12 protein-coding genes are annotated in these 12811 nt (G+C 48.0%); 9 read left to right on the top strand and 3 right to left on the bottom strand.

Going from position 1 to position 12811, the window contains the following annotated elements; translation table 11 throughout:
* Window positions 1–36: 36 nt before the first annotated feature.
* The 5 genes from AC3WTP_RS05825 to AC3WTP_RS05805 all read left to right on the top strand — a co-directional run bounded on the left by AC3WTP_RS05825 (window position 37) and on the right by AC3WTP_RS05805 (window position 5299).
* On the top strand, window positions 37–1212 hold the full coding sequence (locus AC3WTP_RS05825) for a betaine/proline/choline family ABC transporter ATP-binding protein (protein WP_492393640.1): 1176 nt from the start codon (window positions 37–39) through the stop codon (window positions 1210–1212).
* Window positions 1212–1871: an ABC transporter permease gene (locus AC3WTP_RS05820; protein ID WP_492393639.1), complete on the top strand. Its 660-nt coding sequence runs from the start codon at window positions 1212–1214 to the stop codon at window positions 1869–1871. Before AC3WTP_RS05825 ends, AC3WTP_RS05820 begins: the two co-directional genes overlap by 1 nt.
* A 59-nt stretch (window positions 1872–1930) precedes the next feature.
* Complete coding sequence (locus tag AC3WTP_RS05815) at window positions 1931–2827, top strand: glycine betaine ABC transporter substrate-binding protein (RefSeq protein WP_492393638.1); 897 nt, start codon at window positions 1931–1933, stop codon at window positions 2825–2827.
* Window positions 2828–2864: 37 nt separating this feature from the next.
* Window positions 2865–3560, top strand: coding sequence for an ABC transporter permease (locus AC3WTP_RS05810; protein ID WP_492393637.1), 696 nt, complete (start codon window positions 2865–2867; stop codon window positions 3558–3560).
* Between the two features lie 230 nt (window positions 3561–3790).
* Window positions 3791–5299, top strand: coding sequence for an MDR family MFS transporter (locus tag AC3WTP_RS05805; RefSeq protein ID WP_492393636.1), 1509 nt, complete (start codon window positions 3791–3793; stop codon window positions 5297–5299).
* A gap of 81 nt (window positions 5300–5380) precedes the next feature.
* Here the strand turns inward: AC3WTP_RS05805 and AC3WTP_RS05800 are convergent, their stop codons facing one another.
* A complete protein-coding gene (locus AC3WTP_RS05800; protein ID WP_492393635.1) occupies window positions 5381–6064 on the bottom strand; it encodes an MOSC domain-containing protein in 684 nt (227 codons plus the stop codon).
* Between the two features lie 245 nt (window positions 6065–6309).
* Here AC3WTP_RS05800 and AC3WTP_RS05795 point away from each other — a divergent pair, with 245 nt between their 5' ends.
* From AC3WTP_RS05795 to AC3WTP_RS05780, 4 genes are all read left to right on the top strand, one after another.
* Entirely contained in the window at window positions 6310–7260 is a 951-nt protein-coding gene (locus tag AC3WTP_RS05795; protein WP_492393634.1) for a helix-turn-helix domain-containing protein, read from the top strand.
* Between the two features lie 360 nt (window positions 7261–7620).
* Window positions 7621–8484 (top strand): sugar phosphate isomerase/epimerase family protein, encoded by an 864-nt coding sequence (locus AC3WTP_RS05790; RefSeq protein ID WP_492393633.1) that lies wholly within the window; start codon window positions 7621–7623, stop codon window positions 8482–8484.
* A gap of 67 nt (window positions 8485–8551) precedes the next feature.
* A complete protein-coding gene (locus tag AC3WTP_RS05785; RefSeq protein ID WP_492393632.1) occupies window positions 8552–9613 on the top strand; it encodes a Gfo/Idh/MocA family protein in 1062 nt (353 codons plus the stop codon).
* A gap of 20 nt (window positions 9614–9633) precedes the next feature.
* A complete protein-coding gene (locus tag AC3WTP_RS05780) occupies window positions 9634–10506 on the top strand; it encodes a sugar phosphate isomerase/epimerase family protein (RefSeq protein ID WP_492393631.1) in 873 nt (290 codons plus the stop codon).
* A gap of 55 nt (window positions 10507–10561) precedes the next feature.
* Here AC3WTP_RS05780 and AC3WTP_RS05775 read toward each other — a convergent pair whose 3' ends face one another.
* Both AC3WTP_RS05775 and AC3WTP_RS05770 read right to left on the bottom strand, forming a co-directional pair.
* Entirely contained in the window at window positions 10562–12079 is a 1518-nt protein-coding gene (locus AC3WTP_RS05775; protein ID WP_492393630.1) for a gluzincin family metallopeptidase, read from the bottom strand.
* Between the two features lie 444 nt (window positions 12080–12523).
* Complete coding sequence (locus AC3WTP_RS05770) at window positions 12524–12778, bottom strand: YciI family protein (protein WP_492393629.1); 255 nt, start codon at window positions 12776–12778, stop codon at window positions 12524–12526.
* Window positions 12779–12811: the final 33 nt, after the last annotated feature.

Genomic DNA, 12811 nt, shown 5'->3' with positions numbered 1-12811 from the left:
TAAACTGTGATCAATAAAAGTAGAGGTGAGAGGATTATGATTGAATTTAAGCAGGTAAATAAGATTTATGAAGATGGCTTTCAGTCTCTCAAAGATATTAATCTGACGATTAATAAAGGGGAGTTAACTGTACTTATTGGACCGAGCGGCTGTGGTAAATCAACGACGATGAAGCATATCAACAGCCTGATTACCCCCTCCAGTGGAACCATCCTGATTAATGGTGAAGATATCTCCACTCAGAACCCGGTTGAGCTTAGACGCCGAATCGGTTACGTCATCCAAAGTGTTGGCTTATTCCCCCATATGACAATCGCTAAAAATGTCGCCGTTGTTCCTAATCTGATGAAATGGAATCAAAGTAAAATAGATCAGCGTGTAGATGAATTGTTGAACATGGTCAATCTGGATCCGGCAGTTTATCGTGATCGCTATCCTTCTGAATTAAGCGGAGGGCAGCAGCAGCGGATCGGTGTTATCCGCGCTTTGGCCGCGGACCCGGATATTATATTGATGGATGAGCCGTTCAGCGCGCTTGATCCGATCAGCCGTGAGCAGCTGCAGGATGAGCTGGTTCGTCTGCAGGAAGAGTTGCATAAGACGATCATCTTTGTTACGCATGATATGAATGAAGCGATTAAGTTAGCCGATACGATCATCCTCATGAAGGATGGGGAGATTGTGCAGTCTGGATCGCCTGAGACCATACTCCGTTATCCTGCAAATGACTTTGTTCGTACCTTTATCGGACAGAAACAGGTTGAAGATACCGTTCAAGGCGAGCCTATGCGGATGACTGCGGTTGACGATGTTATGGTCACGCAGCCCGCGACGATCTATCCGAATCGCGGCTTGGCAGAAGCGATCAAGATTATGGAGGCGCGCCGAGTGGATACCTTGTTCGTGGTTGACCGCTACCGGAAGGTGCTTGGGATCGTTTCGATTTATCGCGTTCTAAGTGAATTCGGCAGTGAGAACAAGACGGTTCAGGATGTGATGCGTCCGATTGGGTATCAAGTTGCTCCTGGGACCTCGCTGCCTGAAGCAGTAGAGATGATGACGAATCATCGATTATCGAACCTGGCTGTGGTAGATGAAACAGGACGCTTGGCAGGACTGTTGACACGGGGCAGTATCGTCAGCCATCTGAACGAAGTGTACCCGGCTCTCATTGATCAATATGGCAAGAGCCTCGAAGAGGAGGCGAAGTAATGAACGAGCTGTTTACTTTCTTCCAAGAGCGCGGCGGAGACATATTGATTGCGTTGCAGGAGCATCTGACGATCACGTTCATATCCGTATTGCTTGGATGTATCGTATCCATTCCTCTCGGAATCCTGTTAGTGTATAACCGTGTCAAATGGATTAACAGCATCGTGTTCTTCTTGGCCAACCTGCTGCAGACGATTCCGAGCTTGGCTCTGCTCGCTATCCTTATCCCGCTGCTTGGCATCGGCATGAAGCCAACTATAGTTGCCTTGTTTCTCTATTCCATCATGCCGATTCTTCGCAGCACCTATGATGGGTTTCAGTCGGTGGACGCGAGCGTGCTAGAATCTGCACGCGGCATGGGCTACAGCACGATCCAGCGAATCTTGCGCGTTCAGCTCCCTTTATCTCTTCCGTACATGATGTCGGGAATTCGCATCACGACGGTCTATATTATCAGCTGGGCGACATTGGCGACACTCATCGGCGCTGGCGGGCTGGGGCAGTTGATCGTTGCCGGCCTCGGTGTTAACAAGGTCGAGCTGATCGTCGCAGGCGCAGCTGGAGCTATTCTGTTAGCATTTGCGGCAGATCTGCTGCTCGGCTGGTTGGAGCGTGTGCTGACACGACGTTATGGCAGAACGAGCTCTGTTGCTGCTTAATACGTTTTATACCGATAAGCATAATGCTGGAGCCAGTCTGAATAAGGAGGAATATAAGGATGAAGCATAAACGAATAGCATTCGGATTATCCATGCTGTTGTTGATGATGACGGTACTCACAGGCTGCGGATCGAGTTCTGAGCTTGTCATCGGCACCCAAACCTATACCGAGTCGAAGATCATTGCCGAGATGTACAAGGCGCTGATCGAAGATAGGACGGAATTGAAAGCCAAGATTATACCTGACTTGGCTGCTAGTCCAGTCATTATTAGCGCGATGAAACGCAATGACGTTCAGATCGCAACGCTTTACAGCGGAGAAATTTTCAACAACTATTTTCCGATAGAAGAAACGAAGGATCGCGCGCGCGTTCTGGAGCAGGCGCAGCAGGGATTCGACAAGTATTATGATTTCAAATGGATGGACTCACTCGGTTTCGAGAATACGTACGCATTTACAGTCCGAGAAGATCTCGCGCAGGAGAAAGGCTATAAGACCATATCGGATGTAGCGAAGGATGCGGACAGCTTGCGTCTTGGTGTGGATACGACGTGGCTTGAGCGTTCGAATGATGGTTATCCGGCATTTCAGAAAGCATATGGTTTTAAGTTTGGGAAGGAATTCCCAATGGAACAGAGTTTAGTGTATCAAGCGGTAGGCAATGATCAGGTTGATATTGTGTTAGCTTATTCCACGGATTCTCGCCTCAAAGCCTATAATCTGCAAACGCTGCAGGATGATAAGCATTTTTTCCCGCCATACGATGCATCTCCAGTCATACGCAATGATGTGATCGAAAAGTACCCTGAGGTAGAAGCGGCCATTCAGGAATTAGTGGGTACTTTAGATGCGGAAACCATGATTAATCTTAACTATCAGGTGGATATCGAGAAGAAGAGTGAACGCGAGGTTGCGCAGCAATATCTGCGTGACAAGGGTTTATTAAGCAAATAATTCAATCGGCAGATACAATGCCGGAAGGGAGGACTATATGGGCGATTATGAATGGTCAATTGTAGATTTGCTGTCCTATATGAGCCGGAATTCGGATATGCTCTGGGAGTATTTTATATCGCATGTACTGATGGTGCTGGGCGGTGTTGGACTGGCGATTGTGATCGGGATTCCGCTCGGAGTCATCTGCTCTAAAAATGAAACCTTAGCGAAGATTATCCTTGCTATTACGGGTGTGCTGCAGGTTATCCCTAGCTTGGCGCTGCTCGTTCTGCTCATGCTGGTGCTTGGATTGGGACAGACCACAGTGACGGTCGGTTTGCTGTTCTACTCGTTGAACCCGATCGTGCGCAACACTTATGTAGGCTTGAAGCAGGTTAACCCCAGCTATATTGAAGCGGGACGCGGCATCGGAATGAATCCGCTGCAGCTGCTGTTCAAAGTGCGGTTTCCGCTAGCCTTGACTTATATAATGACAGGACTGCGCATTGCCGCGGTCATCGCGATTGGAGTCGTGACGATTGCTCCGCTCGTCGGCGGCGGAGGGCTCGGACGCGAAATCTATGCGGGCATTAACAATCAGAATCCGCTTCGCCTCTATGCAGGGGCAATACCTGCTGCTGCGCTTGCGATCTTCGCGGATATCGTGCTGGGATATTTCCAGCGCCGCTTGAAATTCGATGAGCGCAGATCGAAGAAGAATGGAGTGAAGAAGGTATCTCCTTCTAGATAAGAGCTCAAACTATAATGGTAGCTTAGCATGCAAAGTGAAGCTCAGGTAAGCCTAGAATAGGCAGCCTGAGCTTTTTTGATCCGTAAACATGTGGAGCGGAGGTTGTAATGGAGCTGCACTTCACTGGGGAATATATGTAACAATTGACACATAGAAATAAAAGATGTATTCTATTAAAGCGAATTTATGTTAAATTCTTAAATTTTATGGTAAAGAATGGTGGAAATTGAATGAACGATGCCTCAGCATTGTCGAAATCTAAATTTTGGAGTATGATGTTTGCTATATTTTTTGGTAACTTCCTTGCTGTTCTTAGCACGAACATGGTGACGGTCGCATTGCCGGTGCTAATGGAGCAATTTGATGTTAATCTGACTTCGATTCAATGGGTAATGACGGGCTTTCTGTTAGCAACGGGTACAGTCGCACCGGCAATTGGATTTCTAGGGAATCGATTCAGCACAAAGCGTTTGTATCTTTTTGCCTTGATGGGGTTCGTAGTTTCCTCCTGCTTGTGCGCGTTAGCTTGGAATGAAACGAGCTTGATCTTATTCCGGGTACTGCAGGGCTCGTTCAGCGGCATTATTATGCCAACGACCATGTCGATCGTATATCAGGTCATTCCGAAGTCGCAGCAGGCATTCGGTATCAGTATATGGAGCTTGTCCGCGATGTTGGCGCCGGCAATTGGACCTACTCTTGCAGGTTGGCTCACTCACGTGTTCAACTGGCAATGGCTGTTCTGGATTAACATCCCGATTGGATTAATTGCGATCTGGGCAGTTATTAAATTTATTCCGATGTATAAAGTTGGCGGACAGACAGGCTTCGATAAGCTGGGCTTCTTGATGGTCGTGAGCGGAAGTATTCTGCTGCTGTATGCCATCGGTAATACCCAAGCATGGGGATGGTTAGGATGGAAGACCATCTTATGTATTGTGATCGGTGGAGCGATCATAGGACTATTCATATACCGCTCGCTGCGCCAAAAGTACCCATTGCTGCAGTTTAAAGTGTTCCAGTCGAGACAGTTTGCGTATTCGATGATTCTTGTGAGCATTATTACGATCAGCTTGTATTCAGGATCCTTAATAACGCCTCTGTTTCTGCAAAATGTACAAGGAGCATCGACCTTGACAGCAGGTCTTATTCTGCTCCCCGCATCGCTGCTGATGGCAATGGTCATCCCATTCACAGGCAGATGGTATGTCCGTTTCGGACCAGCCAAGATGATTTCGATCGGCCTTGCCTTGATCGCGATCAGTTCTTTTGCGATGAGCCGCTTGCATGTGAATACGTCGCATGCTGCTATCATATTCTGGCTCATATTCCGTAACGTCGGTATCGCATTAGCGAACACGCCGTCTGTTAATGCAGGTATGAGTGCCATTCGGCGGGAATGGACGGGATATGGCTCTTCAATCAATAGTTGGCTGCGCCAAGGATTAGCAGCGCTGTCTATTAGCATGTTCTCCTCACTCCTTGTATCCAGAACGATGCATCATATAGAGGTATTGTCGCAGGGCGGAGCAGTTGATCAGGCAACTGTTCAATTGGAGGCCTATACTCAAGGGATTAATGACGTTAACTTCATCGGCTTCCTGCTTGCCTTGATCGCAATCCCGATTGCGCTTCAGCTCAAAGGTTATTCTACTCAAACGGATAAGGTAGCAGCCGCGCAAGTATCCTCAAGCAGCACCGCTGATCATGCGGTTAAGCCTGAACAGCATAAAGAATAAACAGAAGAGACTTCCCTTATCGATGGACGGCACAGCAACGTGTCCAAACCGTGGATAAGGGAAGTCTCTTTGCAGTTTCAGCTATTCGCTGCCTTTGATGCGTGCATCCGTGTTCTCCTGCGCGCCAAGCAGACGCTTGTTCAAGGAGGCGCGCCAACTGCTGGACAGCGCTGGCACGGCCAGCAGCCGTTCAATGCCCTCAGCGCCATGAAGCTTCTGATGCATGACCTCATTCGCATATTGGATGCTGAGCGCAGACGGCTCTAGAGAAATAACCTCGATCGGGTTGCCAACGGTTACCCGCCCCGGCTCAAGCACCCGCAGATAATACCCGGTATACCCGGTATTCTGCATCCAGATCGGCAGCTCCTTGCGGTCGTATCGAGCCGCAAGCTTGAAGCAGGGCTGCCGGGGCTGGCTCACCTGAACAACCGCTTCGCCAATGCGAAATGTATCGCCGATATGTACATCATTTTCAATTAAGCCGCTCGTGGTCAGATTCTCTCCGAATGCAGATGAAGGAAGCGGGCGGCCTATCTCCTTGCTCCAGTAGGCATAGTGTTCTTCCGCAAATACGCATACCGCCTTATCAGGTCCGCCGTGGTGCTTCTGATCTGCTTGTCCATCACCCTCGAAGCCAAGCGAGGCCAGCATAATAGAAACAGTGACGAGCTCTTTAACCATGCCCGTTAGGACAGGCTTGCCGTTATAAGTGAACGACTCGGCCGGCTTGCCGACGTGAAGTGATGCAATATGTGCCCTCAAGTCTTTATGCCTCCTTGCTCAAAATCATGATGTCATCGCATTTTCGTAAATAGTAATATGTATATTATACCAAGCTGAAGTCATCTTGGCTCAACATAATCCAGGCGAATGGGTTCAAGTGTGCAAGCCTGCAATCTTCATATTTACTATTATATAATTGGTCAACTTCCGATTCCTATAGTATAGTTTAGTTAATATAGCTTGTGATGTTGATAATCGAGAGGACAGTAACAAGGGGGATCTGCATGTCTTACTCTGATAAAAGCGAGCGGTCCCGTCATTCCTTGCCCGATCATGTCGTATTCTTTCGTGCGGATCGTGAGATTGGTACAGCCATGCCGTTTAAGATATACGATTGGAAGCGCAACGGGATAAGCATTAATGACCATGCTCATGATTATATTCAGATCTGGTACGTGGTTAAGGGCGAATTCATGCACACGATCAATAACCACGCATACCGAATGGTGAAAGGAAACTTGTTCGTCATTCCGCCTTACACCGTTCATCGGGTAGATCGGATACTAGAGAAGGGCTTCCATGTCATAGGATTAGAGTTCATGCCTCAGTTCGTATATGAAGGATATCAAGCCGTGCATGAAGGAGATGAAAGCTTTGATGCGCTTTATCTCCATCCATTTATGCAGGATGAACGGAATGTGAATCCGAAGATCGCATTAATAGGCGAGGCTGATATGGAAGTTACACGACTGCTGCAGGGGATGCTGAATGAATTCCAGTCTGCTAAGCGCTATTATGAACTCGTATTGCGTGCCGACCTATTAAAATTGCTTTCTATTATTATTCGTGAACAAGCGAAGCAAGCGGGAAAGCTGAAAGACGAAGATGAGCGAGTGGAGAAGTATCGCGAGTTGATGATCTCTGCTATCAAATACGTACAGGATCATCATGCGGAAGAGCTTCGATTGGAGACCGTCTGCCGTGAGTTTAGTATATCCAAGAGCTACTTCTGTCAGCTGTTCAAGCGCTTTACGGGCAAAACATACGGTGACTATCTGATTGAATATCGCGTCCATAAAGCAGCGGAGCTGCTGCTGAAGAGCGATATGTCCGTTACCGATATTAGCTATGGAGTCGGCTTTAATGACCATGCTTACTTCTCACGTGTATTCAAGCGTCAGACGGGCGTAGCCCCGACTCTGTATAAGAAGCAAGCTTCCTCTATACAACCTTAAACAGCCAAGAGCAATCCCGATGCGTATACATTTTCCATTGGGATTGCTTTTTCATATGCGCCAATTGCACATCTTCATAAGTTATTGCTATATTTCATACATTTATAGTCTATTGGACATGAGAGGCAGTTAGCTACAATAGAATCAACAGATTGGCGAAAGTGTTCTACGGGCTGCTGATCTAGAGTTAACAATTATGAAAGCGTGTAAGATAGTCCAACATTTGTGGAACATAGTCCAATGAGCGAAAGCGGTTACCTATTATAATGAAGGAGATTCAACTAATATGGAGCCCAGTATACGCCAGCTATTCGGTTCAGCCGAGCAGTTGGCATCATTTGTGGGAATGGAGTGTGCCAGATGAAATTAGGTGTCAGTATTTACAGTTTGTATGGTGCGATGAACGATGGTCGAATGGATCTGTTTCAAGTGTTGGAATGGTTGAAGGAGCAAGGAGCTGAACATGCGGAGATCGTCGAGTTAGGCTTTAACTTGACTGAGACTCCGGAGCTTGCGGATCAGATTCGCGAGAAAGCGGCTTCGCTGGAACTTGAACTGTCCAATTACTGCATTGGCGCGAACTTTGCCGGCTTGAGCGACGAGGCCTTCGAAGCAGAGGTAGAGCGCGTCAAGAAACATGTAGATGCAGCACATCGTCTTGGTGTTAAACGGATGCGGCATGATGTTGCTTCTCGTCCGCTTGCTGAAATGGGTACCGAATATTTTGAACAGGACCTGCCTAAGCTCGTGGAGGCGTGCCAACGCATAGCTGATCATGCGCAAGCTTATGGCATTACGACCAGTGTGGAGAACCATGGCTTTTATATGCAGGCAAGTGAGCGAGTGCGTCGCCTCGTTATTGCGGTTGATCGTCCGAACTTCCGCACGACACTTGACGTAGGCAACTTCATCTGTGTGGATGAGCCTTCGTTGTTCGCGGTTCAGGACAATTTACCGTACGCTTCTATGGTGCATTTAAAAGACTTCTATGTTCGTCCTTCACAACAGAATCCTGGCGAGGGATGGTTCCAATCGGTGCACGGTCAGTATGTGCGCGGTGCGATTGTAGGCCAAGGAGATCTTCAATTAAACGAGATTGTTCGCTATGTGAAGCAATCCGGCTATGACGGATACTTGTCGATTGAGTTCGAAGGAATGGAAGATTGCTTGAAAGGCACGCGAATCGCGCTTGCGAACGCGCGTAGAATGTGGGAAGAAGTTTAAGCAGCAGCTATCCTAACAATAGTCGTACTTAAAGCCGCTAACGGCTTACATAGAGGAGGAAATCATAATGAGAAAGCTGAAGGTCGGCGTTATCGGAGCAGGATCGATCTCCCAATCTCACTTGGATAGCTATGTGGCGAATCCAGAAGTTGAGCTTATCGCGGTGTGTGACTTGAACGAGCAGCGCGCTAAGGACAAAGCGGAGAAATATGGCGCTAAGTTAGTATATACAGATTATCATGAATTGCTGGCTAATCCTGATATTGAAGCGGTCAGCATCTGTACTTGGAACAACTCGCACGCATCGATCGGCATCGATGCGATCAAAGCGGGCAAGCATGTGCTGGTTGAGAAGCCGATGTGCCGCACGGTTGAAGAAGCTCTTGCTATGCAGGAAGCGGTTCGCGCTTCCGATAAGACGCTGCAAGTCGGCTATGTTCGTCGTCATGCGATGAACGCTCGCGTGCTTCGCAAATTCATCGACAACGGCGACTTGGGTGAGATCTACTTCGCTAAGGCTACTTGCCTGCGTAAGATCGGTAACCCAGGCGGCTGGTTCAGTGATATCGAGCGTTCCGGCGGCGGTCCTCTAATTGACATTGGCGTACACGTTATCGACCTGTGCTGGTACATGATGGGCAAGCCAAAAGTAGTATCGGTATCCGGGAACGCCTACAACAAGCTCGGCAACCGTAAAAATATTGAGAACTATTCAATCTACAAAGCGGCTGACTATGATGCGGATCATAACACAGTAGAGGATCTGGCAAACGCCATCATTCGTTTCGAGAACGGCGCTTCCTTGTTGGTAGATGTGAGCTTCTCCTTGCACGCTAAGCAGGATGAGATAGCGGTTAAATTGTACGGAGACAAAGGCGGAGCTGAGCTGGAGCCAGAATTGCTGATCGTGGGCGAGAAGTACAACACGATTCTGAACATGACTCCGCAGATCGATCACCGTTCTTTCGAATTCCAACAAGGCTTCTACAACGAAGTGGAAGCATTCGTAAACTGCGCCTTGGGTAAGGCAGATACGATCTGTCCGGTTGAAGACGGCGTTGAGATGATGAAGATGCTATGCGGTATCTACGAATCTAGTGCAACTGGCCGCGAGGTTGTATACGAATAAGAGAAGGAGCGAATCAATCCATGGATAAATTGACGAACAAGATTGGCGTTATCACAGACAGCTTTCGATTGCCGGTTCGCGAAGCGCTTCTGAAAGCGAAAGAAGCAGGTGCTGAAGGCGTTCAGATCTATGCGACTAAGGGGGAAATGGACCCAGACAATCTGTCTGCTGAACAGCGCAAAGAGCTGAAAGCTTATATCGATGAGCTTGGCCTCGAAGTATCCGCATTGTGCGGTGATATGGGCGGTCACGGCTTCCAAGAGCACGCTGCGAACCCAGAGAGAATCGAGAAGTCGAAGCGTATTCTCGATCTGGCTCTTGATCTCGGTACAAATATCGTGACGACTCATATCGGCCTCATTCCTGAGAAGGGCAGCGAAATATATTCTGTGATGCAGGAAGCTTGTGAGGCGCTTAGCCAATATGCGAACAGCGTAGGCGGCCACTTTGCGATTGAAACAGGCCCAGAGATTGCTGAGCATCTGAAAGAATTCTTGGATTCCTTGACTGGTACAGGAATGGCAGTGAACTTCGACCCAGCGAACATGGTTATGGTAACGGGCGATGATCCGGCAAAAGGCGTGTATCTGTTAAAGGACTACATCGTACATACTCATGTGAAGGACGGCGTTAAGCTGGTTGATGTTGATCCTCGTGACGTGTACGGCATGATCGGATATGAGCCGATGTCCCATGAGAAGATCGCGGAGATGGCGACTGATGGTCCGTTTAAGGAAGTTCCGCTTGGAGAAGGCGGAGTCGACTTCGATCTTTACTTCAAGGCGCTGCAGGATATCGGATACACAGGCTACTTGACGATTGAGCGTGAAGTAGGCGATTCGCCTGGCGAAGATATTATGAAGGCTGTAAAGTTCATTAAACAATACAGATAATGAAAGAGGGGTATTCTCCGTCCTGGAATGGACGGCAGAATACCCCTTTATACATTTAAAATAGCAATTCGGACAATGCTTGAGCAGCCTCTTCACCGCATACTTGTTGGACAATGTTGATGAAGCCGTTCGTTGAAGCCATCTTCCCTTTATACGTATCATAGAATTGCTTTAGCGCTTGATCGAACGCTTCTGTGCCGAATTGGGAAGTCCATTGATGCAATGCGTTTGATCCATACAAGCGATAATGAAGCTCAGCATCTGCTCCCAGCTTCTTCGCTGGAGCGGCAGCAGGCAGTGTCTGCGGCACGGGCTGCTTCATATCCGGCGAGCTCCATGGCTTCTGAAGCACTTCTTCGGTATAACGCGAAGCGATATACTCAGATAGTCCAGAGCTCAAAAAGCCGTCTGTCTGTGGGTTGGAGCCAACAGCATGCTGGACCCACTGTTTCGCAAGCGTCCGATAGATTAAACTCTCATCTATGGTCCCGTCCTGCTTGCGGCTGAACATGATGATGCCGTCCATGCTCTGTGTTATTCCCGTATACGGAGCCTCGATCAATTTAATCTCCGGATACGGCAGTCGTCCGATCTTCTCCGTCATCCATTCTGCTGCGGCAGCGACTTGATTGAGAAGCTGCTGACCCGCTTCTGGTGATAATGGCTGGAGTCCATCATGACGAACAGCGGATGAGTCTTGACGGTACAAGCGAATGTTGAGGCCGCTGTCCAGCTTAATCGATCCTGCTTCCTCCAAGTCTCCGCCATACCACACCATTTCGCGCACACCGTGAGCAACGGTGGACACGATCTGTTTATCTCCAACGGTCGATGTGTGGGTATTGTCTCCGTTCGTGATTACATTCCATTCAGCCGGAAGCTCCAGCTTCACATTGTAATCGGCCATATTATAGAAATCGCTGCGATAGTTAGCATCATATGGAACACGGTTCCAGGCTTGGTGCACCGGATCGTATACCGCTAATTGCGGAGTCCACCACGTTCCCCCGGTTAAGCTCTCACTGCGCATCAAGAGATTGGCGCCGTACGGATATTCCACCGCGTAGTTAATCTTAATGGTAATGCTGTCTCCTGACTTGAGCTGTTTCGGGAGCTTTATCGTAAGCGCTTGTGCTCGATGCTCAAACTCAAGTGCCTCGCCTTTCTTTGTTGTAACACTTTTCGTCGTTATACCGCCCAGCCAATCCGATTCCGGCATAGGATGATCTGCACCAAGTGACTTAGCCCATTGTTCGCCTACGCCTCTGGCTTGCGGTGTCTGTGTCGCGAGATTGCTGGTCGAATCGCCATGCCAGTGAAAGACGAGCTCGGAGAGCGCATCGGGATACGGGTTCGTGAATGTCACTTCCGCAGTAGCATGCAAGGTGTTGGTCTCCTGTTCCCAGCGAGCTTGAATGTCGTAGCTAAGAGGTGACAGCTGATACTTGCTGTCCCTAGAATCTGCCGCTAGGGTGCCGATGAATCCCGCGATCATAAATACAAATACTATTGTAATAACTGCTATAGCAGCGTATAAACGTGTGCCGTATTTGGTTAGCATTGTCTTGATCATGCCTAATCTCCTCTTCGAGCGAACGGACAGGATGAAGATGAACTGCCCTTTACTAACAGCTTACCGAAGTTCCCATTCCTATTCTATCGATGTCTCTTACATGCGTCTTACAGGTTTGTCATGTTGTGATTCTATTGTAAGTGTTGTGTATCCCTATTTTCAAATACAGATAGAGCCGCATTAGATTTTCAATAGGTTACAGTTCAATGAAACCTCTATTTCGTGCTTCATCATTGTATCGTATTCGATGTTCCACAGCCACGCTTTGATGCTTGTATATTTTGGAGTTAAGAATGAACAGAACTTTACTTGAAAACATTCCTTATTATGTTAAGTTAATCTCAGTGACAAACGATATTTACGACATCTATAATCGGATAGCTAAGCATAACAAAGCAGCCGGGCACTGTATGCCGCGGCTGCTTTGTCATATACTCATTGCAATTAGATTCCCCACTCGCGCAGATCCAGATCACGCACGCCTTCTACAACATAAGGATCGTTCTCCGCGATTGCCTTCGCCTCTTCAAACGAATCCGCCACATAGATGACCATGCCGCCAGAACCATCCTTGAATGGGCCCTTTAAATGTACTTTGCCTTGTTCTTTTAGCTTCTCCAGGTAATCCAGGTGGTCCTGGCGAAAGACCATGTTCTTGGATGCATCCTTCATATTCAGTATTGCAGCGTAATAAGCCATGAACACTTCTCCTCTATATCCAAGATTAGATCC

The sequence above is a fragment of the Paenibacillus sp. EB106-04-04-XG159 genome, from assembly GCF_058791835.1.
This window is presented reverse-complemented; position numbering and strand designations above follow the sequence as displayed.

Excerpts from the sequence above, each read along its gene's own strand:
- AC3WTP_RS05825 (WP_492393640.1), top strand. The coding sequence starts at position 37 with ATGATTGAATTTAAGCAGGTAAATAAGATTTATGAAGATGGCTTTCAG.
- AC3WTP_RS05820 (WP_492393639.1), top strand. The coding sequence starts at position 1,212 with ATGAACGAGCTGTTTACTTTCTTCCAAGAGCGCGGCGGAGACATATTG.
- AC3WTP_RS05815 (WP_492393638.1), top strand. The coding sequence starts at position 1,931 with ATGAAGCATAAACGAATAGCATTCGGATTATCCATGCTGTTGTTGATG.
- AC3WTP_RS05810 (WP_492393637.1), top strand. The coding sequence starts at position 2,865 with ATGGGCGATTATGAATGGTCAATTGTAGATTTGCTGTCCTATATGAGC.
- AC3WTP_RS05805 (WP_492393636.1), top strand. The coding sequence starts at position 3,791 with ATGAACGATGCCTCAGCATTGTCGAAATCTAAATTTTGGAGTATGATG.
- AC3WTP_RS05795 (WP_492393634.1), top strand. The coding sequence starts at position 6,310 with ATGTCTTACTCTGATAAAAGCGAGCGGTCCCGTCATTCCTTGCCCGAT.
- AC3WTP_RS05790 (WP_492393633.1), top strand. The coding sequence starts at position 7,621 with ATGAAATTAGGTGTCAGTATTTACAGTTTGTATGGTGCGATGAACGAT.
- AC3WTP_RS05785 (WP_492393632.1), top strand. The coding sequence starts at position 8,552 with ATGAGAAAGCTGAAGGTCGGCGTTATCGGAGCAGGATCGATCTCCCAA.
- AC3WTP_RS05780 (WP_492393631.1), top strand. The coding sequence starts at position 9,634 with ATGGATAAATTGACGAACAAGATTGGCGTTATCACAGACAGCTTTCGA.
- AC3WTP_RS05775 (WP_492393630.1), bottom strand. The coding sequence starts at position 12,079 with ATGATCAAGACAATGCTAACCAAATACGGCACACGTTTATACGCTGCT.
- AC3WTP_RS05770 (WP_492393629.1), bottom strand. The coding sequence starts at position 12,778 with ATGGCTTATTACGCTGCAATACTGAATATGAAGGATGCATCCAAGAAC.